Source organism: Burkholderia sp. HI2500, assembly GCF_002223055.1.
Lineage (GTDB): Bacteria > Pseudomonadota > Gammaproteobacteria > Burkholderiales > Burkholderiaceae > Burkholderia.
The window spans coordinates 1,080,635-1,101,363 of the sequence record NZ_NKFL01000007.1 but is presented as its reverse complement, the minus strand read 5'-3'; the positions used below and the strand labels follow the sequence as shown (position 1 = coordinate 1,101,363).

At 67.1% G+C, this 20,729-nt stretch carries 18 protein-coding genes; 13 read left to right on the top strand and 5 right to left on the bottom strand.

Going from position 1 to position 20,729, the window contains the following annotated elements:
• Positions 1-79 precede the first annotated feature (79 nt).
• Positions 80-592, top strand: coding sequence for a hypothetical protein (locus CFB45_RS36970; RefSeq protein ID WP_089430002.1), 513 nt, complete (start codon positions 80-82; stop codon positions 590-592).
• A gap of 39 nt (positions 593-631) precedes the next feature.
• Here the strand turns inward: CFB45_RS36970 and CFB45_RS36965 are convergent, their stop codons facing one another.
• The 3 genes from CFB45_RS36965 to CFB45_RS36955 form a co-directional block, all read right to left on the bottom strand.
• Positions 632-1,276 carry a glutathione S-transferase family protein gene (locus CFB45_RS36965; protein ID WP_089430001.1) on the bottom strand — a complete coding sequence of 215 codons (645 nt, stop codon included), beginning with the start codon at positions 1,274-1,276 and terminating at the stop codon, positions 632-634.
• Between the two features lie 111 nt (positions 1,277-1,387).
• A complete protein-coding gene (locus CFB45_RS36960; RefSeq protein WP_089430000.1) occupies positions 1,388-2,560 on the bottom strand; it encodes a porin in 1,173 nt (390 codons plus the stop codon).
• Positions 2,561-2,712: 152 nt separating this feature from the next.
• Positions 2,713-3,546 (bottom strand): helix-turn-helix transcriptional regulator, encoded by an 834-nt coding sequence (locus CFB45_RS36955; RefSeq protein WP_089429999.1) that lies wholly within the window; start codon positions 3,544-3,546, stop codon positions 2,713-2,715.
• 242 nt (positions 3,547-3,788) lie between these two features.
• On the opposite strand from CFB45_RS36955, the gene CFB45_RS36950 reads away from it, so the two are divergent.
• The 9 genes from CFB45_RS36950 to CFB45_RS36910 all read left to right on the top strand — a co-directional run bounded on the left by CFB45_RS36950 (position 3,789) and on the right by CFB45_RS36910 (position 14,336).
• Complete coding sequence (locus CFB45_RS36950; protein WP_089429998.1) at positions 3,789-4,913, top strand: polyamine ABC transporter substrate-binding protein; 1,125 nt, start codon at positions 3,789-3,791, stop codon at positions 4,911-4,913.
• A gap of 11 nt (positions 4,914-4,924) precedes the next feature.
• Positions 4,925-6,043: an ABC transporter ATP-binding protein gene (locus tag CFB45_RS36945; protein ID WP_089429997.1), complete on the top strand. Its 1,119-nt coding sequence runs from the start codon at positions 4,925-4,927 to the stop codon at positions 6,041-6,043.
• A gap of 10 nt (positions 6,044-6,053) precedes the next feature.
• A complete protein-coding gene (locus CFB45_RS36940; RefSeq protein WP_089429996.1) occupies positions 6,054-7,037 on the top strand; it encodes an ABC transporter permease subunit in 984 nt (327 codons plus the stop codon).
• A complete protein-coding gene (locus CFB45_RS36935) occupies positions 7,034-7,975 on the top strand; it encodes an ABC transporter permease subunit (RefSeq protein WP_089429995.1) in 942 nt (313 codons plus the stop codon). Before CFB45_RS36940 ends, CFB45_RS36935 begins: the two co-directional genes overlap by 4 nt.
• 31 nt (positions 7,976-8,006) lie before the next feature.
• Positions 8,007-9,587 carry a DUF3138 family protein gene (locus tag CFB45_RS36930; RefSeq protein WP_089429994.1) on the top strand — a complete coding sequence of 527 codons (1,581 nt, stop codon included), beginning with the start codon at positions 8,007-8,009 and terminating at the stop codon, positions 9,585-9,587.
• A 26-nt stretch (positions 9,588-9,613) separates the two neighbouring features.
• Positions 9,614-10,906 (top strand): NAD(P)/FAD-dependent oxidoreductase, encoded by a 1,293-nt coding sequence (locus tag CFB45_RS36925; RefSeq protein WP_089429993.1) that lies wholly within the window; start codon positions 9,614-9,616, stop codon positions 10,904-10,906.
• A 70-nt stretch (positions 10,907-10,976) separates the two neighbouring features.
• Positions 10,977-11,357 (top strand): cupin domain-containing protein, encoded by a 381-nt coding sequence (locus tag CFB45_RS36920; RefSeq protein ID WP_089429992.1) that lies wholly within the window; start codon positions 10,977-10,979, stop codon positions 11,355-11,357.
• 47 nt (positions 11,358-11,404) lie between these two features.
• Positions 11,405-12,820: an amidase family protein gene (locus tag CFB45_RS36915; RefSeq protein WP_089429991.1), complete on the top strand. Its 1,416-nt coding sequence runs from the start codon at positions 11,405-11,407 to the stop codon at positions 12,818-12,820.
• 25 nt (positions 12,821-12,845) lie between these two features.
• On the top strand, positions 12,846-14,336 hold the full coding sequence (locus CFB45_RS36910) for an aldehyde dehydrogenase (RefSeq protein WP_089429990.1): 1,491 nt from the start codon (positions 12,846-12,848) through the stop codon (positions 14,334-14,336).
• A 61-nt stretch (positions 14,337-14,397) separates the two neighbouring features.
• Here the strand turns inward: CFB45_RS36910 and CFB45_RS36905 are convergent, their stop codons facing one another.
• Complete coding sequence (locus tag CFB45_RS36905; RefSeq protein ID WP_089429989.1) at positions 14,398-16,251, bottom strand: ABC transporter ATP-binding protein; 1,854 nt, start codon at positions 16,249-16,251, stop codon at positions 14,398-14,400.
• A 289-nt stretch (positions 16,252-16,540) separates the two neighbouring features.
• Here CFB45_RS36905 and CFB45_RS36900 point away from each other — a divergent pair, with 289 nt between their 5' ends.
• From CFB45_RS36900 to CFB45_RS36890, 3 genes are all read left to right on the top strand, one after another.
• A complete protein-coding gene (locus CFB45_RS36900; RefSeq protein ID WP_089429988.1) occupies positions 16,541-17,107 on the top strand; it encodes a TetR/AcrR family transcriptional regulator in 567 nt (188 codons plus the stop codon).
• Positions 17,108-17,332: 225 nt separating this feature from the next.
• Positions 17,333-17,758: an organic hydroperoxide resistance protein gene (locus CFB45_RS36895; RefSeq protein ID WP_046547194.1), complete on the top strand. Its 426-nt coding sequence runs from the start codon at positions 17,333-17,335 to the stop codon at positions 17,756-17,758.
• 56 nt (positions 17,759-17,814) lie between these two features.
• A complete protein-coding gene (locus CFB45_RS36890) occupies positions 17,815-18,849 on the top strand; it encodes an alpha/beta hydrolase (RefSeq protein WP_089429987.1) in 1,035 nt (344 codons plus the stop codon).
• A 101-nt stretch (positions 18,850-18,950) separates the two neighbouring features.
• Here the strand turns inward: CFB45_RS36890 and CFB45_RS36885 are convergent, their stop codons facing one another.
• The gene (locus tag CFB45_RS36885) at positions 18,951-20,666 is read right to left on the bottom strand and encodes a hybrid sensor histidine kinase/response regulator (protein WP_089429986.1); all 1,716 of its coding nucleotides are present in this window, start codon (positions 20,664-20,666) and stop codon (positions 18,951-18,953) included.
• Positions 20,667-20,729 lie beyond the last annotated feature (63 nt).

Below are 20,729 nucleotides of genomic sequence, written 5' to 3'. Positions count from 1 at the left end.
CGCGAGCAATCCGATCTGCCGGGCGCCGTCAGCCGCCCCTGCGATCGAGTGGTCGGGGGCAATCAGGCAGGAGCCGATCATGTGCAACTGGTTTCGATACGGGATAGGTATCGTCTGTCTCGGCTGTTCCGCGGCGGTCTTTGCGCAAACGTACGACGATCTGGCGGACGAGACGACGAACTGCCGGGCGGTCGTCGCGCGAGCGAACATCGACGGCACCGAGCAGCAAATCGTCGGGCGTGCGTGCCTGCAGGACGATGGCACATGGCAGTTCGTGCAGAGCGCCGATGGTAGTGTTTTATGGTATCCGGCAGCGGACTATCCGTATGCGGACCTGGGGTACTGGGGGCCGCCGCTTTTCATCGGCACAGGTGTGGGCTTCGTGTTCGTCGATCGCTTCCACCGCTTCCATCATTTCCACCACTTCGATCACGTCGTCCACTTCAACGGGGTGGACCATCACCGCATCGGCGTGCCGATCGGTGCCGGTTTTCACCACGGTGCGTTTCCGGCCGGCACCGTCGGCCACGGATTCGGCGGCATGCATCAGTTCGGCGGGGTGAGCGGATTCGGTGGAATGCGGCGACATTAGGCGGTGTTTGCGGCCGGACTCGCTGCCGCCGTACCCCTGCTAATCGAGCCGCCCGCGCAGGTCGTCGAACGGAATCATCACGTGCGTGCGATACGCGGGCCGCGCTTTCAGCCGCTCGTACCACGCTTGCACGTGCGGGATGTCCGGTCGTGCGATGTCGAGTTCGAAGTAGCGATACAGGTGCGTGCCGGCCGCGATGTCGGCGAGCGTGAGCGTGTCGCCTGCGAGAAACGGCTGCGCGGCCAGCGCCGCGTCGAGCGCCTGGAAGTGCTGCGCGCACTGCGCGATGCTTTGCTCGACGCGCACCGTGTCGCGCTGTTCGGGCGGCGTCCGGAAGTAGCCCCGGAACACGCCGTTCAGGAACGTCGGCTGCAACGTGGTTTGCGACCAGTCCATCCAGCGGTCGGCGCGCGACTGTTCGGCGGGGTCGTCGTGCCAGAAGCCGGGGCGTCCGTAACGCGCGGCGAGGTAGCGCAGGATGCTGTGCGATTCCCAGACGAACGTGCCGCCATCGTCGATCACGGGTATGCGTCCGTGCGGGTTCATTGCGAGAAACGCGGGCGTGTCGAGTACGCCGAACTGCCCGCCGGCCGGCACGTGCCGATGCGCAAGCGCGAGCTCGTCGACGAGCCACATCACCTTCTGGACGTTGAATGCATTGCGGCGTCCCCATACGGTCAGCATGCCGGCCTCCTTGTGTCGTGCGGAACGGGATCGCGACAGTGTAAACGCCACAGGCTCGCACCGAGGTGCGCGCCTGCCGGCTGTCGTCGTTGCCGCCGTGCGGCGACGCGATCAGAACTTGTGGCGAATCCCGACGATCGCGAGTTCCTGCGTATCGGTGCCGGAGTTCACGCCGTACGAGCCGACCGACGCGGCGGCCTTCACGACCGCGCCGTTCGCGTTGAGCGTGTTGCCGCTCGCCTTCTGGTAGCCGAACAGTGCATACAGGTCGGTGCGTTTCGACAGCGCGTAGTCCGCGCCAAGGTTGACCTGGTTGTAGTGCGCGGAACTCGGCCCCGTCAGCGACGTGTAGTTGTAGCCAACGCCCGCGCGCAGCGCCGGCGAGAACTGCCAGTTGAAGAACGCCGAGCCGTTGTTGAACTTCGCGTTCTGGGTGAACGCCGACAGCGTGTCCGCGCCGTACTGCGTGTTCGAATACGCGAGGCCGAAGGTGGCGGGACCGGCCACGTACTGGCCGGCCACGCGCACGATCTGAATCGACTTCGCGCTCGAGAAGCCCTGGTTGATCACGGTGTTGAACAGCGTGTCCGAGCTGCTCGACCACGTGCGCACGCCGTTCGCCGCGGTGGAGCCGCCGTTCGCGTAGAAGAAGCCGGCGCCGAGCGACAGCGGGCCGTTCGCATAGCTTGCGCCGAAGCTGTACGTGCGGCCGCTGCCGGTGGCGCCCGCCACGCCGCCGAAGCCGTACAGGCCTTCGAACTGGAAGCCCGAGATCAGCGGGCTCGTGTATTTCACCGAGTTGCTGACGCGCAGGCTGTTGTCGTAGTTGTCGAGGTCGCCCGGCGTCGCGAACACGCCGCCGAAGTAGTTGTCCTGCGTAAGACCCTGTACGAGATCGACGACCGGATCGTACTGGCGGCCGAGCGTGACGGTGCCGTACGTGCTGCTCGCGAGGCCGACGATGGCCTTGCGGCCGAATTCGCGCCCGCCCTGGCCGAGCGCGCCGGTGCCGATGTTGAAGCCATTCTCGAGCTGGAACAGCGCCGCCAGGCCACCGCCGAGATCCTCGGTGCCGCGCAGCCCCCAGCGGCTGCCCGACAGGTTGCCGCTGCTGAACTTGACGAGGCTCGACGCGTTGCTGCCGTTCGCGTTCTGCGCGTTGTGCACGTACGCGATGCCCGCATCGACGATGCCGTACAGCGTGACGCTGCTTTGTGCGTGCGCGCCGGCGGCGTAGAGCGCGGCCGGCAGCGCGAGCAGTGCGAATGAACGGATCTGTTTCATTGTTGGATTCCCCCGTTGGTCGATTGGTCTGACGAGTCGGTGAACGATACGGACGGCGCATCGTCGAGGGAACCAATAAATTGTCGGATCGTTATGAGGCGGCGCGGAGATGGGTGCGCGCGCAACCTGCCGGCGGCCGGCACGCGGGGATGCTATGCGTCGTGCCGCCGCGACGCGTTTCTCAGAACGAGCGTCATCAGTTGCCGGCGCGAATCGACGCCGAGCTTCGCGAAGGCGCGCTTCGCGTAGGTGTCGACGGTGGAGGTCTTGAGCCCCATCGATTGCGCGATGGCCGCCGACGTCATGCCCTGGATGAACGACGTGCACACGTGCATCTCGCGCGCGGTCAACCGTTCCTGCCATTCGGGCAGCCATTGCGCGACGAGGTCGAGATCGAGTTCGTCACGCGGTGCGTCGTCGGCGGAGATCGCGCCGAGCAGGCGCTTGTGCGCGGACGCCAGCGGCAGCACGACCTGCGAAAGCTGCTTCAGCAGGCTCAGCTCCTTCAGCAAAAACGGCGGCAGCCGCCGCGATCGCGCGATCGAGATCGAGTAGCGCGTGCCGCCCGTCACGCCCGCGATCACGCATTCGTCGTGAATGTCGCCGGCATCGAAGAACAGATGCCGCAGCTCGCTCGCCACACGCTGCGCGGACACCTGCAGCAACTGCACGTCGTTTTCGGTTTCGATCGCCGCGTACGTTGCATCGTCGCTCGCGTAGCTGCGGTAGTAGTGGCGCATCACCTGCGCGACCAGCTCGGGCTCGCGGCCGAAGCTGCCGATCCAGCCGACGCTGCGCCGGCCGGAAGACGCACTGCGCTCGTAGTCGAGATGCACGGCGTCGAAATCGACGTAGCGCACGAGCGTGTCGTAGACGGCGCGCATGAACTGCGGCGTGCCGACAGCTTGCGCGATGTCGCCCAGCGTTTCGGTCACGAACGCGACGTGGCTCAGCGGGAGATCGGGGGCGGGCAGCGCAGCGCTCATGGCGTCGTGTATCGAAGATTTTCAGGTGGCGCTACAGGTATCACGAATATTTTCGACTGCCTACGCGGGAATCTACCCAAACGGGGGAAATCGACGTCGCCGTTTGTCCCGGTTTTCGGGACTGACGCTGCCGGCCGCGATCTCTACATTGACCCTTGTGCTGAACACCGCTCGACGGCGTTGACGCGAGTCCGGACCCGGACCGGGCGCAACGGCCGATCCCCATCACAAGGAGAATCCCCATGCGTATCCGTATCCGTCGTCAACCGGCGACGTTGCGCGCCGCGCGCGTCACGTCGGCGGCGCTGGCCGTCGCGGCCAGCCTGTGCGCCCATGCCGACGACACCCACCTGAACGTGTACAACTGGTCGGAGTACGTCGCGAAGGACACGGTTCCCGTCTTCGAGAAGCAGTCGGGCATCAAGGTGCGCTACGACAGCTACGACAGCGACGATACGCTGCAGACCAAGCTGCTTGCGGGCAGCTCGGGCTACGACATCGTGGTGCCGACGTCGAACTATCTCGCGCAGCAGATCCAGGCCGGCGTGTACCAGAAGCTCGACAAGTCGAAGCTGCCGAATCTCGCGAACCTCGACCCGTTGCTGATGAAGATGGTCGCGAAGGCCGACCCGGGCAACCAGTACGGCGTGCCGTGGGCATGGGGCACGACGGGGATCGGCTACAACGTCGAGGCGGTCAGGAAGCGGCTCGGCGACAACGCACCGACTGACAGCTGGGCGCTGCTGTTCGACCCGGCGAACGCGGCGAAGCTGAAGGGCTGCGGCATCTCGCTGCTCGACGCGCCGGACGCCGCGTTCGCGGCGGCGCTGCAGTACATGGGCAAGGACCCGGAGAGCAAGAACCCGGCCGACTACCAGGCGGCCTACGATGTGCTGAAGAAGATCCGCCCGTACGTCACGCAGTTCAGCTCGGCCGGCTATGCGGACGACCTCGCGAACAACGACGTGTGCGTCGTGCTCGGCTGGTCGGGCGACGTCGGTATCGCGCGGCGGCGCACGCTGGACGCCAAGCGCTCGTACGAGATCCGCTATGTGAATCCGAAAGAAGGCGGCCTGCTGTGGTTCGACGTGATGGCGATCCCGAAGGATGCGCCGCATCCGGAAGCCGCGCTGAAGTGGATCAACTACATCGAGGACCCGAAGACCAACGCGGCGATCACGAACGAGATCTTCTACCCGAGCGCCAACAAGGCCGCGCGCCCGTTCGTGACACCGGCGATCGTGCAGGACCCGGGCATTTACCTGTCCGACGCGACGATCGCGAAGGCGTCGCTCGCGATGCCGCGCAGCGCCGACATCGCGCGGATGCAGAACCGTCTGTGGCTGCAGCTGAAGTCGGGCGGTTGAGGGAGGCGACGATGATCCATACGTTCCCTGCCGCATCGGTTGCGGACGCCTTCGTGCGCATCGAAAACGTCGTGAAGAAGTTCGGCGACAGCACCGCCGTCGACAACGTGAACCTGACGATCGCGAAGAACGAGCTGTTCGCGCTGCTCGGCAGCTCGGGCTGCGGCAAGTCGACGTTGCTGCGCATGCTCGCCGGGCTCGAGACGGCCACCTCCGGCAAGATCTTCGTCGACGGCGAGGACCTCGCGTCGCTGCCGCCGTACCGCCGCCCGGTGAACATGATGTTCCAGTCGTACGCGCTGTTCCCGCACATGACGGTCGAATCGAACGTCGCGTTCGGCCTGAAGCAGGAAGGCACGCCGAAGCACGAGATCAAGGAGCGCGTGACCGATGCGCTTGCGCTCGTGCAGATGAGCAAGTACGCGCAGCGCAAGCCGCACCAGCTCTCGGGCGGCCAGCAGCAGCGCGTCGCGCTGGCCCGCTCGCTCGTCAAGCGCCCGAAGCTCTTGCTGCTCGACGAGCCGATGTCCGCGCTCGACAAGAAGATCCGCCAGAAAACCCAGCTCGAACTCGTGAACATCATCGAGAAAGTCGACGTGACCTGCGTGATGGTCACGCACGACCAGGAAGAGGCGATGACGATGGCCAGCCGCCTCGCGGTGATGAGCGAAGGCAAGATCGTGCAGATCGGCGCGCCGGGCGAGGTGTACGAGTTTCCGAACAGCCGCTTCTCGGCCGAATTCATCGGCTCGACCAACCTGTTCGAAGGGCGCGTGGTCGAAGACGAGCCCGATCACATTTTCGTCGAAAGCGACGACCTCGAAGCCCGCATGTACGTGAGCCACGGCGTCACGGGCCCGCTCGGCATGCCGGTCGGCATCTCGGTGCGCCCGGAACGCATTCACGTGTCGCGCGAGAAGCCGGGCTCGAAACACAACTGGGCGCGCGGCGTCGTGACCGACATCGCGTACATGGGCAGCTACTCGCTGTACCACGTGCGCCTGCCGAGCGGCAAGACGGTGGTGTCGAACCTGTCGAGCTCGCACCTGATGAACGACAACGCACCGGCGTGGAACGACGACGTGTTCGTGTCGTGGTCGCCGGCCAGCGGCGTCGTGCTGACGCAGTGAGGACGCCACGATGAGAACCTCCGCTTCCACGCCCTCCACTCCGGTGTCGACCGGCACGACCGCCGCGCCCCAGGCTGACAAGCGCCGAGGCCGCTTCGCCGCGCTGTCGCGCTTCCTGCCGTCGGGCCGCAGCGTCGCGATCGGCGTGCCGTTCGTGTGGCTGGCCGTGTTCTTCGCGCTGCCGTTCGTGCTGGTGCTGAAGATCAGCTTCGCCGACCAGATGCTCGGCATCCCGCCGTACACCGCGCTTGCGCGGCTGGAGGCCGGCACCGTGCAGGTTGCGCTGTCGCTGAAGCATTACGCGCTGCTGCTGCAGGACGACCTGTACCTGAACACCTACGTCAGCTCGCTGAAGATGGCCGCGGCGTCGACGCTGATGTGCCTGCTGGCCGGCTACCCGATCGCGTACTTCATTGCGCGCTCGACGCCGGCCCGACGCAACCTGCTGATGATGGCCGTGATGCTGCCGTTCTGGACGTCGTTCCTGATCCGCGTCTATGCGTGGGTCGGGATCATGAAGGACGACGGGCTGCTGAACCACGTATTGGCGGCACTCGGCGTGATCGCGACACCGCTGCGGCTGTATCACACCGACGCGGGCGTCTACATCGGGATGGTCTATTCGTACTTGCCGTTCATGGTGATGCCGCTGTACGCGCACCTCGTGAAGATGGACCTCACGTTGCTCGAAGCCGCCAACGATCTCGGCGCGACGCCGTGGTCCGCGTTCTGGCGCATCACGCTGCCGCTGTCGAGGAACGGCATCGTCGCGGGCAGCCTGCTCGTGTTCATCCCGGCGGTGGGCGAATACGTGATCCCCGAGTTGCTCGGCGGCGCGAACACGCTGATGCTCGGCCGCGTGATGTGGGATGAATTCTTCAACAACATGGACTGGCCGATGGCGTCCGCGGTGACGGTGACGATGGTGCTGCTGCTGCTCGTGCCGATGGCGCTGCTCCATTACAGCCAGACCGAAGCGGAGGCCAGGTCATGAACCGTGCGAATCGCATCCTGTCCGCGTGCGTGCTGGGCGCGGGCTTCCTGTTCCTGTACATCCCGATCGTCAGCCTGGTCGTCTACTCGTTCAACGCGTCGAAGCTGGTGACGGTGTGGTCGGGCTTTTCGCTGAAGTGGTACGGCGCGCTGCTGCACGACGACGAACTGCTCACGGCCGCCTGGCTGTCGCTGAAGATCGCGCTGCTGACGGCCACCGCGTCGGTCGCGATCGGCACCTGGGCCGGCTTCGTGCTCGCCCGCATGGGACGCTTTCGCGGCTTCACGCTGTATGCCGCGATGATCAACGCGCCGCTCGTGATTCCGGAAGTGATCCAGGGCATCTCGCTGCTGCTGCTGTTCGTCGCGATGCAGCAGACCTTCGGCTGGCCGGCCGGGCGTGGCTGGCTGACGATCTGGATCGGCCACGTGATGCTGTGCCTGTCGTTCGTCGCGGTGATCGTGCAATCGCGCGTGAAGGAGCTCGATCGTTCGATCGAGGAAGCCGCGCTCGATCTCGGCGCGCGACCGTGGAAGGTGTTCTTCGTGATCACGCTGCCGCTGATCGCGCAAGCGCTGGTGTCCGGCTGGCTGCTTGCCTTCACGGTGTCGATCGACGACGTGATCCTGTCCGCGTTCCTGTCGGGCCCCGGTTCGACGACGCTGCCGCTCGTCGTGTTCTCTCGCGTGCGGATGGGGCTCAACCCGGAGATGAATGCGCTCGCCACGGTGTTCATCACGGTCGTGACGATCGGGGTCGTCGTCGTGAACCGCGCGATGCTGGCCCGCGAGCGGCGGCACGCGCGCGACATGCGGATGTGGCATGCGGCGGCCGCACCCGAGGTATCCGGCATCCCCGCGTCGCCGTCCGCCATGCCGCCCGCGCGTGCGCCTGCCGCGCCGCCGCTGCACGACCGCATTCCGCATCCCACGAAGTGACGAACAGTGACGAACGACCAGGAGACATTCCATGAAAAAGAAGATGCTCTGCGCGCTGATCGCCGGAGCGCTGCCGGGGCTGGCTGCGGCGAACTCGAGCGCCGACCGGATCCGGATGCTGCAGCAGCAGATCGCGGTGCTGCAGCGGCAGATGAGCGCGCTGCAATCGCAGCTCGGCGCGAAGCCTTTGGCCGTACCGGTGGCGTCTAACGCATCGAACGCGTCAAACCCGGCGACCGGCGCGGCGGCTGACCCGTCCGCACCCGGCTACGGGCAGGCACCGGCCGTGCTGACCAACGACGACGTGTCGGACATCCGGCAGCAGGTCGCGAACCAGCAACTGAAGGTCGATTCTCTGACGGATGCCGCGCGCACGGGCCCGATCGCGGGGCTGTCGGTGACGGGCTACCTCGACCCGACCTACCTGTACAACCGGGGCGCCGGCACGTCGTCGTTCCAGTTCGCGAACCACGAGAACGCGTACACGTACTACAACAGCACGTTCGGCGACGTATTCCTCGACATCAAGAAGACCTTCGGTGTCGGCCCGACCGCGCCGTCCGCGGAAATCACGCTGATGCCGAACCGCGGCGCGGGCCTGTCGATGATGACGGGCAGCGGCTCGAGCGGCCTGAACATCATCAACACGGCCGTCCTGACCGTGCCGCTGTCGGGCACGACGGCGCTCACCGGCGGCCTCGTGACGGGCTTCGGCGGCTACGAGTACCAGCAGTCGAGCATGATGCTGACGCTCACGCACAACCTGCTGTACGACTTCTCCGATCCGGGCTCGTCGATCGGCGCGGGCCTCAACTACCAGAGCGCGGATGGCCACTGGGCGTGGAAGTTCTTCATCGGCAACGAGCAGTTCCGCAGCGCGGGCGCGGTCACGCAGACCGGCGTCAACGCGCTCGGCGACCCGATCTCGACGAGCAACAAGGTGCCGACCTTCACCGCGCGCGTCGATTACCTGCGCGGCAGCGCGCTCGACGTCGGCGGCTCGATCAGCATCGGCCGCCAGACGCTGCCGAGCGCGGTCGATCCGGTGACCGGCAACGTGCGCTACGGCGTGGGCGGCAACGCACCGAGCGCGTACGGCGCGTTCTTCTTCGGTGAGGCTGACGCGACCTACACGCTCGCCGATGCGCAGTACAACGCCGAGTTCGACTACGGCCAGCAGCAGCACGGCGCGTTCAACGGCGGGCTCGCACAGTGGTTCGGGCTGTCACTGCTCGCGCACCGCAAGTTCAACGCGCCGGTGGTCGGCCGCATGGGTGCGACGCTGCGCTACGACCTGCTCGTGAACCGGAAGAACGGCGGCGGCGGCTCGTCGATCGGCCTGAACGGCAACGGGATGGACCCGTACAACGGCTTCGGCATCGATGCGGATTGCCTGGCGCTGTCGAAGGCGAACGGCGGCGTCGGCTTCGAGTGCAAGGGCGCGACGCGGCAGGCTGCCGCGTTCGACCTGCTGTTCTACCCGACCCAGCAAGTGACGGTGAAGGTCGAATACCGGCACGACTGGGCGAGCAACAAGGTGTTCCTGCGTCACGACGGGTCGTACGAGAAGTCGAACGACCTGCTCGCCACCCAACTCATCTACGCGTTCTGACGCGACGCCGTTCGCGAGTCTTGCACATGCTCAAGTTCGAAAACCAGCAACATGTTCAGTCCTACTATGCAGCGACGGTCAACAACCGTACGCGGCATCCATCGCTCGACGGGGCCGTGACGGCGGACGTCTGCGTGATCGGCGGCGGGCTCACGGGCCTGTCCGCGGCACTCGAGCTCGCCGAGCGCGGCCATTCGGTCGTGCTCGTCGAGGCGTCGAAGATCGGCTGGGGCGCGAGCGGGCGCAACGGTGGCCAGCTGATCGCCGGGTACGCGTGCGATATCGACACGTTCTCGGCCTACCTGCCGGAAGACGACGTGCGGCGCGTCTGGGCGATGGGGCTGGAGTCGGTCGAGATAGTCCGGCAGCGGGTCGAGCGGTACGGCATCGATTGCGACCTGACCTCCGGCTACCTCACCGCCGCGAACAAGCCGCGCCATCTCGATGCGCTGCGCGCGTGGCGCGATACCGCGGCGAGCCGCTTCGGCTATCGCGGCTACGAAGTCGTCGAGCGCACCGACATGCATCGCTTCGTCGCATCGGATCGCTACTTCGGCGGCCTCCGTTACGAAGGCAGCGGCCACCTGCATCCGCTGAACTACACGCTCGGCCTCGCGCGGGCGGCGCGCGAGGCCGGCGTGACGATCCACGAGGACACGCCCGCGATTGCGCTCGGTCGTGCCGCACCGTATCACCGCGTGACGTGCGCCCGCGGCCACGTGGATGCCCGTCATGTCGTGCTGGCCTGCAATGCATACCTGGGGCAGCTGGCGCCGGCGCTCACGCGCAAGATCATTCCGGTCGCGACGTACCTGATCGCGACGGAGCCGCTCGGCGACGCGCGCGCGGCCGAAACGATGCCGGCCGATGCGGCGATCTGCGACACCCGTTCGGCGCTCGACTATTTCCGGCTGACACGCGACCGCCGGCTGCTGTGGGGCGGCAAGGCCAGCAGCTCGACGAATACGCCGCGCGATCTCGCGGCCGCGATGCGGCGCGACATGCTGAAGACGTTCCCGCAGCTGGCCGATGTGCGGATCGACTACGCGTGGGGCGGGCTGATCGACGCGACGATGAATCGCGCGCCGCATTTCGGCAGGCTCGAGCCGACCGTGTATTTCGCGCAGGGATTTTCCGGGCACGGCGTCAACGTGACGGGGCTCGCGGGGCGGCTGATCGCGGAAGCGATCGACGCGCAGGCCACGCGCTTCGACCTGTTCGGCCGGATTCGCCATCGCGACTTTCCGGGCGGGCGTGCGCTGCGCACGCCGATGCTGGCGCTTGCGATGACCTGGCACCGGATGATGGACCTGCTCTGATCCGCGCGGGCCGTTCAACCGGCCGCGCGGCACCGAAACGTTTCGAATCACTCATGCCCTGGAGGCACTCATGACCAACATCACGAATCTCGTCGACCTGATGCGCGCACCGGCGAAGCTCACGCAGAGCCGCGTGCCGAGCGGGTTGCTGCTCGACGGCAATCCGCAGCAGACGCTGTCGCATCACTACATCAGCCCGTGCGGGCAGTTCAGCTGCGGGATCTGGGCATGCACGCCCGGCCGCTGGACGATCGAGTACGACGAGTCGGAGTATTGCGAGATGCTGAGCGGCGTCGCGATCGTGCGCGATGCCGACGGCCGCGAGCGCGTGCTGCGCGCGGGCGACCGCTTCGTGATTCCACCGGGTTTTCGCGGCACGTGGGAAGTCGTCGAGACGTGCCGCAAGATCTATGCATCGCACGCACCGCAAGCCGGACAGCCGGCCGCGTAACGCGCGGCCGGTTCAGGACAACCATCGAGATCAACGAGGAGCAATCCATGACCCAGGAATTGTGGCGTCTCAGCGCGGCCGAAATGGCCGAGCGCGTCGTGCGTCGCGACGTGTCTGCCACCGAACTCACGCACAGCTGCCTGCAGCGGCTTGAAGCGGTGAACCCCGTCATCAACGCGATCGTCGACGTGATGACCGACAGCGCGTTGCAGGCGGCGTCCGATGCCGATGCCGCGATCGCGCGCGGCGCACCGGTCGGCCCGCTGCACGGCGTGCCGGTGACCGTGAAGATCAACGTCGACACGGCGGAATACGCGACGACCAACGGCGTGCGCGCGTTTTCGGACCTGATCGCGCACGAGGACAGCCCGGTGACCGCGAACCTGCGCAAGGCCGGCGCGATCGTGATCGGGCGCAGCAATGCGCCGGCGTTTTCGTACCGCTGGTTCACCGATAACGACCTGCATGGCCGCACGTCGAATCCGTGGGATGCGTCGCTGACGCCGGGCGGTTCCAGCGGTGGCGCGGCCGCGGCGGTGGCCGCCGGCATCGGCGCGATCGCGCATGGCAACGACCTGGGCGGCTCGATCCGCTACCCGGCCTACGCGTGCGGCGTCGCCGGGCTGCGGCCCAGCACCGGGCGCGTGCCGGCGTACAACCCGACGCAGTCGAAGGATCGCACGCTCGCGGTGCAGCTTGCGTCCGTGCAGGGGCCGCTCGCGCGCACGGTAGGCGACCTGCGGCTCGCGCTCGACGCGATGGCGGCAGGCGACGCGCGCGACGCATGGTGGATGCCCGTCGCGCCGAATGCACGCGAAGCCGCGTTCCCCACGCGCGTGGCCGTTTGCGCGGCGCTGCCGGGCGTGCCGTCCGATCCGGTGGTGGTCGACGCGATCCGGCAGGCCGCACGCTGGCTTGAAGAGGCCGGCTGCATCGTCGAGGAAGCGGAGCCGCCGCGGTTCGCCGAAGCGTGCGAACTGTGGCTGGACCTGGTGACCAACGAAGCGCGCAGCGGCCTCGGCGACGTGATCATGCAGCACGGCGACGCGGCGATCCGTATCGCGTTCGCGAGCCAGCGCCGTCTCGCGAAGCCGCTGGATCTCGAGGGCTACATGAACGCCCTCGCGCGGCGCACCGCGCTGCTGCGCGACTGGCAGCAGTTCTTCGCGCGCCATCCGCTGCTGCTGATGCCGGTGTCGTGCGCGCAGCCGTTCGCGATCGACGCCGATCAGCATGGCGACGACGCGATGCGCGCGATCGTCGAACGGCAGGGGCCGCTGCTCGCCACTGCGCTGCTCGGGCTGCCGGGACTGTCGGTGCCGACCGGCATCCGCGATGGCGTGCCGACCGGCGTGCAGCTCGTCGCCGGACGCTTTGAGGAGGCACTGTGTCTCGCCGCGGGCGAAGCGATCGAGGCGCGCGCGGGCATCTTCACGCCGATCGATCCGGTCACCGGGTCGTGATCCGCGACTTTTCAAGAGGAAACGCATGAATCAACCGACATTCGAAGACTGGCAGGCCCGCGCGGCCGTGCTGCGGATCGAAGGGCGCGCGTTCATCGACGGCGAGGTGCGCGACGCGCGCGGCGGTAAGACGTTCGACTGCGTGAGCCCGATCGACGGAGGCGTGCTCGCGCACGTGGCAGATTGCGGCACCGACGACGTCGACCTCGCGGTGGCGGCCGCGCGCCGCGCGTTCGACGCGCGGAGCTGGGCCGGCATGAATCCGCGTGCGCGCAAGGCGGTGCTGCAGCGCTGGGCCGCGCTGATGCGCGAGCACCTCGACGAGCTCGCGCTGCTCGAGACGCTCGACACCGGCAAGCCGATCGCCGATACCACGGCGATCGACGTGCCGGCCGCCGCGCATTGCGTCGACTGGTATGCGGAAGCGATCGACAAGGTCGGCGGCGAAGTCGCGCCGGTGGACCATCATCTGGTCGGGCTCGTCACGCGCGAGCCGATCGGCGTCGTCGCGGCCGTCGTGCCGTGGAATTTCCCGCTGCTGATGGCCGCATGGAAATTCGCGCCGGCGCTCGCGGCCGGCAACAGCGTCGTGCTCAAGCCGTCCGAGAAATCGCCGCTCACCGCGATCCGTGTTGCGCAGCTCGCGTGCGAGGCCGGCATGCCGGCCGGCGTGTTCAGCGTCGTGCCGGGTGGCGCGGAGCCGGGCAGGGCGCTCGCGCTGCATTGCGACGTCGACTGCATCGCGTTCACCGGGTCGACGCGTACGGGGCAGCAGATCATGGCGTGCGCTGCGCAATCGAACCTGAAGCGCGTGTGGCTCGAACTCGGCGGCAAGTCGCCGAACATCGTGCTGCGCGATTGCCCCGATCTCGACCGCGCCGCGCAGGCGGCTGCCGACGCGATCTTTTTCAACATGGGCGAAGTGTGTACGGCCGGCTCGCGCCTGCTCGTGCATCGCGACATCAAGGACGCATTTGTCGCGAAGCTGATCGACGCCTCGCGGCGCTTCGCGCCCGGGCACCCGCTCGATCCGTCGGTGACGATGGGGGCGATCGTCGACCGCACGCAGCTCGAGCGCGTGATGGGGTATATCGGTGCCGGGCGCGACGAAGGCAAACTCGTCACGGGCGGCCTGCGCGTGCGCGAGGAGACGGGCGGATTCTATGTCGAGCCGACGGTGTTCGAGGTGAAGCCCGATGCGAAGATCGCCCGCGAGGAAATCTTCGGGCCGGTGCTGTCGGTGATCGTGTTCGACGATGTCGACGAGGCCGTGCGGATCGCCAATGACACGGAGTATGGACTGGCCGCCGCCGTCTGGTCGGCCGACCTCTCGACCGCGCACGCGGTGGCACGACGTCTGCGCGCGGGCACCGTGTGGGTCAACTGCTATGGCGATGGCAGCGACGACCTGAACTTCCCGTTCGGCGGCTACAAGCTGTCGGGCAACGGTCGTGACAAATCGTTGCATGCGCTCGACAAGTACACCGAGCTGAAGTCGACGGTCGTGCGGTTGTAATGTCATGGGCGACGCGGCCTGGGCAACGAGGCCGCGCGTCTTGCGCATCCGGACGGGCGGCTTACTGCTCCGCCTTCTCCACGTCCGCCGTCTCCCCAAGGAACCCGCCGCTCTGGTGCGCCCACAGCGCCGCGTAAATACCACCCGCCTGCAGCAGCTGCTGGTGCGTCCCTTCCTCGACGATGCGCCCTTCGTCGAGCACGATCAGCCGGTCCATCGCCGCGATGGTCGACAGCCGGTGCGCGATCGCGATCACCGTCTTGCCGCTCATCAGGTCGTCGAGGCTGCGCTGGATCGCGACTTCGACTTCGGAATCGAGCGCGCTGGTCGCCTCGTCGAGCACGAGGATCGGCGCGTCCTTGAGCATCACGCGCGCGATCGCGACGCGCTGCCGCTGGCCACCCGACAGCTTCACGCCGCGCTCGCCGACCTCGACGTCGTAGCCGCTGCGCCCGTGGCGATCGCGCAGCCGGCCGATGAACTCGGACGCTTCCGCGCGCACGGCTGCGTCGTGCATCTCGCGCTCGGTCGCGTCGGGGCGCCCGTACAGCAGGTTCTCGCGCATTGTCCGGTGCAGCAGCGACGTATCCTGCGTGACCATCCCGATCGCGCCGCGCAGGCTGTCCTGCGTCACGTGCGCGATGTCCTGCCCGTCGATCCGGATCGTGCCGCCGCCCACGTCGTAGAAGCGCAGCAGCAGGTTCACGAGCGTCGACTTGCCGGCGCCCGAGCGGCCGATCAGGCCGATCCGCTCGCCGGGCCGGATCGTCAGGTTCAGCCCGTCGAACACGGCGCGATCGTTGTCCTCGTGCGCGAACTGCACGTTGTCGAACACGATCCCGCCGCGCTGCACCACGAGCGGCTTCGCGTCGGGCGCGTCGACCACGCTGTGCACCTTCGTCAGCGTGTTGATGCCGTCCTGGATCGTGCCGACGTTCTCGAACAGCTCGGTCATTTCCCACATGATCCAGTGCGAGTAGCTCGACAGGCGCAGCGCCATCGCGATCACCGCCGCGACGACGCCCGCGCTCACCTGGCCGTGCATCCACAGCACCAGCGCGAGGCCGGTCGAGCCGACCAGCAGCAGCGTCGACAGCAGGTGATTGACGACCTCGAACGCGCTGACGAGCCGCATCTGCGCGTCGCCGGTCGCCTTGAACGCTTCCATCGCGCGGCGCGCGTGGTCGGCTTCGCGCCGCGTGTGCGAGAACAGCTTCACGGTCGTGATGTTCGAATACGCGTCGGTGATGCGGCCCGTCATCAGCGCGCGCGCATCGGCCTGGCGGCTGCCGACGGCACCGAGGCGCGGCACGAAATACGCGCACGCCAGGCCGTAGCCGAGCGCCCACAGCGCGAGCGGGATCATCAGCCGCCAGTCGAAGCTGGCCGCGAGCGCGAGGATGCCGATCAGGTACGCGGCGACGCCGATCACGACGTCGACCGACATGAACAGCGCATCGCGCACCGCGAGCGCGGTCTGCATGATCTTGGTCGTCACGCGGCCCGCGAACTCGTTCGCGTAGAACGACAGGCTCTGGTCGAGCATCAGCCGGTGAAACAGCCAGCGCAGCCGCATCGGGAAGTTGATCGCGAGCACCTGGTGCTTGACCATCGTATGCAGCGCGATCAGCAGCGCACTGCCGGCGAGGATCGCCGCGAACCCGGCGAGCGTGCCGAAGTGCCGGCCGCCGAAATCGGCCGGCGTCGACGACGCGAGCCAGTCGACCACGCGGCCCATCATCGCGAACAGCGCGGCTTCGTACGCGGCCAGTGCGGCCGACGTCAGCGCGATCAGCAGGATCCAGCTGCGCGCGCCTTTCGTGCACGCCCAGACGAACGAGAAGAAACCCCGCGGCGGCGTGACGGGATCTTCGAGCGGGAAAGTCGGCAGGCGCCGTTCAAACCACGAAAACATCGACTTGTTCTCCTTGTGCGGCCCGACGCAGCGGGCGGGCCGATGATGCCGGGGCCGGATGCGATGCGGTCATCGTGTGCCGGCACGTCCGTCCAGCCGATGGACGCCGCACCGCGATTCGCGTGGCCCGGCGTGAAGTGTCGCATCGATTCGATCGTGCTGCAGGCCGGTTGTAAGCCGCCCGGCCAGGCGAACGGCGCCGTACTTGCGCAGCGGGCTCGCAGGCATGGTCATCGCGCCCTTAAAAAAGTCCTTGACTGTCTATCTATGAGTAGATAAAGTTCGATCCATGGAAACGAAACCGACCGTCCGCGAACAGATTCTCGATCATGCGATCACGCTGATGATGCAGCGCGGTTACAACGGCTTCAGCTATCGGGACCTGTCCGACCTGGTGGGCGTGAAGACATCGAGCATCCACTACTACTTCCCGTCGAAGGACGATCTCGTGCTGGAAGCGGTGGCGGCCTACAGCGACGAAGTCCTCGCGGCCGTGCGGGCGATCGATCCGGCGCTGCCGGCCGACGTGAAGCTGAGCCTGTACACGAAGATGTTCGGCCGCACGCTGGGTGACGGCAACCTGATCTGCCTGTGCGGGATGCTCGCGTCCGACATCGAAACGCTGCCGGAGAACGTGCGGCAGGCGGTGCAGGCGTTCTTCACGGCCAACGAGCGCTGGCTCGCGGAATTGCTGGCGCAAGGCGCGAAGGAAGGCACGCTGCAGTTCAGCGGCGAGCCTGACACGGCGGCGCGCACGCTGTACGCGGCGTTCCAGGGCAGCGTGCTGGCCAGCCGGTTGTTTCATACGCGGGCGCGTCTCGAGGACGTCGAGGCGGTCTGGAAAACGCGGTCCTGACGGACGGCGCAAGCAGTGAGGCGGTTCGCCGCCTTTTTATTGAATCTTGTCATCTATCATGTAGTAGATAGATGGTTGGCGCAGAGGAATCGATCCTCTGCATTTTTTGGGGACGTTTATCTATCTATAAGTAGATAAACAAATGCGAAGCCGGCGGAAAAGCCGCCGGCACGTGGTCCCCGGTTCGAAAGCTGTTTCATTCATTTGCTGAAAAAGGAGTCTGTCATGTCGATCGAAAAAGTGCTGTACCGCGCCCATGCAAAAGCCACCGGCGGCCGTGACGGCCGTGCGACGGTGCCCGAAAGCGGCCTCGACCTGAAGCTGACCACGCCGCGCGAGCTTGGCGGCGCGGGCGGTGCGGGCGCGAACCCCGAGCAGCTGTTCGCCGCCGGCTACAGCGCCTGCTTCATCGGCGCGATGAAGTTCGTCGCCGCGCGCGACAAGATCGCGATCCCCGCGGACGCCGCGATCGAAGGCAGCGTCGGCATCGGCGCGATCCCGAACGGCTTCGGCATCGAAGTCGAACTGAAGATTTCGCTGCCGGGCCTCGATCGCGATGTCGCGCAAACGCTGATCGACCGCGCGCACGTCGTCTGCCCGTACTCGAACGCGACGCGCGGCAACATCGACGTCACGCTCACGCTCGTCTGATCAATCGCACTGCCAACCATCCTCGCCATTCAAAGATTCGACCAAGGAGTTGCACCATGAAGATCGTCAAGCCGCTGCTGATCGCTGCCGCCGTGGCAGCCGCACTGTCCACCGCACCTGCCGCGTTCGCCGCCGGCGCCGAAGCCGTCGGTCCTGATGCGACGACGAGCGCATTCCTCGCCGCGCTGAACGGCCAGAAGGGCCCGGGCCTCGAAACGTTGAGCCCCGCGAAGGCGCGCCAGGTGCTGGTCGATGCGCAGAACGGCACGAAGGTCGACCTGTCGGGCATCGACGTGTCGAACCGCACGATCGAACAGGACGGCCTGTCGGTGCCGGTCACGATCGTGCGCCCGCAAGGCGCGACGGGTACGCCGCCGGTATTCGTGTTCATTCACGGCGGCGGCTGGGTGCTCGGCGATTTCCCGACGCATGAACGCCTCGTGCGCGATCTCGTCGTGCAATCGGGCGCCGTCGCGGTGTTCGTGAACTACACGCCGTCGCCGGAAGCGCATTACCCGGTCGCGATCAACCAGGCGTATGCGGCGACGAAGTGGGTGGCCGCGCACGGCGCGGAGATCGGCGTCGACGGCAGCCGCCTCGCGGTGGTCGGCAACAGCGTCGGCGGGAACATGGCGGCCGTGGTGGCGCTGATGGCGAAGGACAAGGGCGGCCCCGCGATCCGCTTCCAGGGGCTGATGTGGCCGGTGACGGACCACAACTTCAACACGGGCTCGTACAACGCGTATCAGCAAGGACACTTCCTGACGCGGCCGATGATGAAGTGGTTCTGGGACGCCTATACGAAGAACGAAGCGCAACGCAACGAGATCTACGCGTCGCCGCTGCGCGCGAGCACCGCGCAGTTGAAGGGCCTGCCGCCCGCGCTGATCCAGGTCGCGCAGTTCGACGTGCTGCGTGACGAAGGTGAAGCGTACGGCCGCAAGCTCGACGCGGCGGGTGTCGATGCGACGACCACGCGCTACGACGGCACCATTCACGATTTCGGCCTGCTGAATGCGCTGGCCACGGATGCGCCGACGAAAGCCGCGACGAAGGCGATGGCGAACGAGATCGCGACGCGGTTGAAGTAAGCGAGGGCCCGCACGTGCGCCGCGCTTCACACGGTGCGCGTGAGAAGACTCGGCGGCGGGCAGATGCCCGCCGTTTTTGTATGCCGCCGGTGCGCCGCCGACTATCCCGCGTCGGCCCGGCGCTGCTGCCCGGGGGCCTGCGCATGCAGCAGGCGCGCCATCGCCGCGCGCAGCTTGTCGCTCGGCACCGGCTTGTGCAGCAGCACGAACCCGCCGTGCTTCAGCCGGCCGGGCCGTCGCGCGGTCGTGTCGCCCGTGATCAGCATCGCGGGAATCGCCGTGTTGTACTCGTCGCGAATGCGCGCGATCGCAGCGATGCCGTTCTGGTCGCCGTGCAGGTGCAGGTCGCAGATCAGCAGGGTCGGCCGTACCTCGCACGATGCCAGGCACGCGATCGCGTCATCGACCGACGCGGCCGTGACGACCTGGTAGCCCCAGCGCTCGAGCAGCATCGACATGCCGGCGCGGATCGCGCTTTCGTCGTCGATCACGACCACGAGGTGCGCGGCGGCCGTCGTCTCGTCGACGGCGATCTCGTCGGCGGCGGCGCCCGGCTGCACGGCCGTGTCCAGCCGCACCAGCTGCAGTTCGAAGCATGAGCCCCGCCCGGGTTCGGAGCGCAGCGTCAGCGGACAGTCGAGCAGCCCCGCGAGGCGCCGCACGATCGCCAGCCCGAGGCCGACGCCCCGTTCGGGCTCGTCGCCGCGACGGCGCAACTGGTAGTAGTCGTCGAATACGCGCGCCTGCTGGTCGGCCGGAATGCCGCGCCCGGTGTCGATGAATTGCAGGCGAACGTGCTGGCGCGTGCGCCTGCAGCCGACGACGATGCGTCCGGTGTCGGTATAGCGCACCGCATTCGACAGCAGGTTGCGCGCGATGCGCTCGATCAGCACGGGATCGGAATCGACCACGGCCGTGCTGCGCACGTACGACAGCGACAAGCCTTTCCCGTGCGCGTCGGCGGCGACTTCGCGGCACACGCGCTCCAGCACTGCGCCGATCGCGAACGGCCGGCGATGGACGGGCACGACGCCCGCATCGAGCCGCGAGATGTCGAGGATCGCGGTGAACAGCGCGTCCATCGCGTTGACGGACTGGTCGATGCGATCGACGAGCAGCGTGCCGTCGGCCGGCATCGGCACGTGCCGCAACGCGCCGACGAACAGGCTCAACGCGTGGACGGGCTGACGCAGGTCATGGCTCGCGGCCGCGAGAAAGCTCGACTTGACGTGCACGGCCTCCGTCGCGAGATCCTTTTGCCGGCGGAAGTTCTCGGCCAGCTGCGCGGCGCGCTGGCGTTCGCGTTCGGCGATCCGTTGCGCGCGGATCAGTTGCAACTGCATCTCGATCTGGTCGCGGAATTCCTCGACGAGCCGGATGTAGCGCTCCGAATACGCATTCTCCTTGCAGTCGAGCAGGCAGATCGTGCCGAACGGCGTGTTGTCGGGCCAGCGGATCGGCAGGCCGAGGTACGAGACCATGTTGACGCGCAGGTCCGGATTGTTGCGCCACTGCGCGGATTGCCGCGCATCCGGCACGACCAGCGTAGCGCCGCTCGCGATGACCGCTTCGCAGTAAAGCCCGGAGCCGTGCAGTTCGGCCGATTCGCCCGGATAGAATGGATTGCCGGTGTTGCGGCTCGCCACCAGCACCTGGATGTCGCGGCCGACGTTGCGCATGATCAGCCCGGCCGGCACGCCGACGATTTCCGCCATCAGGTCGACGAGGCGCTGCCAGCGCGCGATCACGTCGGCGGCGAGGTCGAACGGGACTTCATGGTCGGCCGGCGCGTCGGGCGGCTCGTCGACATGCGTCATGCGCACGCTCCTCGAACGGGCGGGGACAATGAGGAAAATTTAGGCGTTCCGCGCCGGCATGGC

What these genes read in the sequence shown, in the direction of transcription:
- CFB45_RS36970 (WP_089430002.1), top strand. Translation starts at nt 80, where the DNA reads ATGTGCAACTGGTTTCGATACGGGATAGGTATCGTCTGTCTCGGCTGT.
- CFB45_RS36965 (WP_089430001.1), bottom strand. Translation starts at nt 1,276, where the DNA reads ATGCTGACCGTATGGGGACGCCGCAATGCATTCAACGTCCAGAAGGTG.
- CFB45_RS36960 (WP_089430000.1), bottom strand. Translation starts at nt 2,560, where the DNA reads ATGAAACAGATCCGTTCATTCGCACTGCTCGCGCTGCCGGCCGCGCTC.
- CFB45_RS36955 (WP_089429999.1), bottom strand. Translation starts at nt 3,546, where the DNA reads ATGAGCGCTGCGCTGCCCGCCCCCGATCTCCCGCTGAGCCACGTCGCG.
- CFB45_RS36950 (WP_089429998.1), top strand. Translation starts at nt 3,789, where the DNA reads ATGCGTATCCGTATCCGTCGTCAACCGGCGACGTTGCGCGCCGCGCGC.
- CFB45_RS36945 (WP_089429997.1), top strand. Translation starts at nt 4,925, where the DNA reads ATGATCCATACGTTCCCTGCCGCATCGGTTGCGGACGCCTTCGTGCGC.
- CFB45_RS36940 (WP_089429996.1), top strand. Translation starts at nt 6,054, where the DNA reads ATGAGAACCTCCGCTTCCACGCCCTCCACTCCGGTGTCGACCGGCACG.
- CFB45_RS36935 (WP_089429995.1), top strand. Translation starts at nt 7,034, where the DNA reads ATGAACCGTGCGAATCGCATCCTGTCCGCGTGCGTGCTGGGCGCGGGC.
- CFB45_RS36930 (WP_089429994.1), top strand. Translation starts at nt 8,007, where the DNA reads ATGAAAAAGAAGATGCTCTGCGCGCTGATCGCCGGAGCGCTGCCGGGG.
- CFB45_RS36925 (WP_089429993.1), top strand. Translation starts at nt 9,614, where the DNA reads ATGCTCAAGTTCGAAAACCAGCAACATGTTCAGTCCTACTATGCAGCG.
- CFB45_RS36920 (WP_089429992.1), top strand. Translation starts at nt 10,977, where the DNA reads ATGACCAACATCACGAATCTCGTCGACCTGATGCGCGCACCGGCGAAG.
- CFB45_RS36915 (WP_089429991.1), top strand. Translation starts at nt 11,405, where the DNA reads ATGACCCAGGAATTGTGGCGTCTCAGCGCGGCCGAAATGGCCGAGCGC.
- CFB45_RS36910 (WP_089429990.1), top strand. Translation starts at nt 12,846, where the DNA reads ATGAATCAACCGACATTCGAAGACTGGCAGGCCCGCGCGGCCGTGCTG.
- CFB45_RS36905 (WP_089429989.1), bottom strand. Translation starts at nt 16,251, where the DNA reads ATGTTTTCGTGGTTTGAACGGCGCCTGCCGACTTTCCCGCTCGAAGAT.
- CFB45_RS36900 (WP_089429988.1), top strand. Translation starts at nt 16,541, where the DNA reads ATGGAAACGAAACCGACCGTCCGCGAACAGATTCTCGATCATGCGATC.
- CFB45_RS36895 (WP_046547194.1), top strand. Translation starts at nt 17,333, where the DNA reads ATGTCGATCGAAAAAGTGCTGTACCGCGCCCATGCAAAAGCCACCGGC.
- CFB45_RS36890 (WP_089429987.1), top strand. Translation starts at nt 17,815, where the DNA reads ATGAAGATCGTCAAGCCGCTGCTGATCGCTGCCGCCGTGGCAGCCGCA.
- CFB45_RS36885 (WP_089429986.1), bottom strand. Translation starts at nt 20,666, where the DNA reads ATGACGCATGTCGACGAGCCGCCCGACGCGCCGGCCGACCATGAAGTC.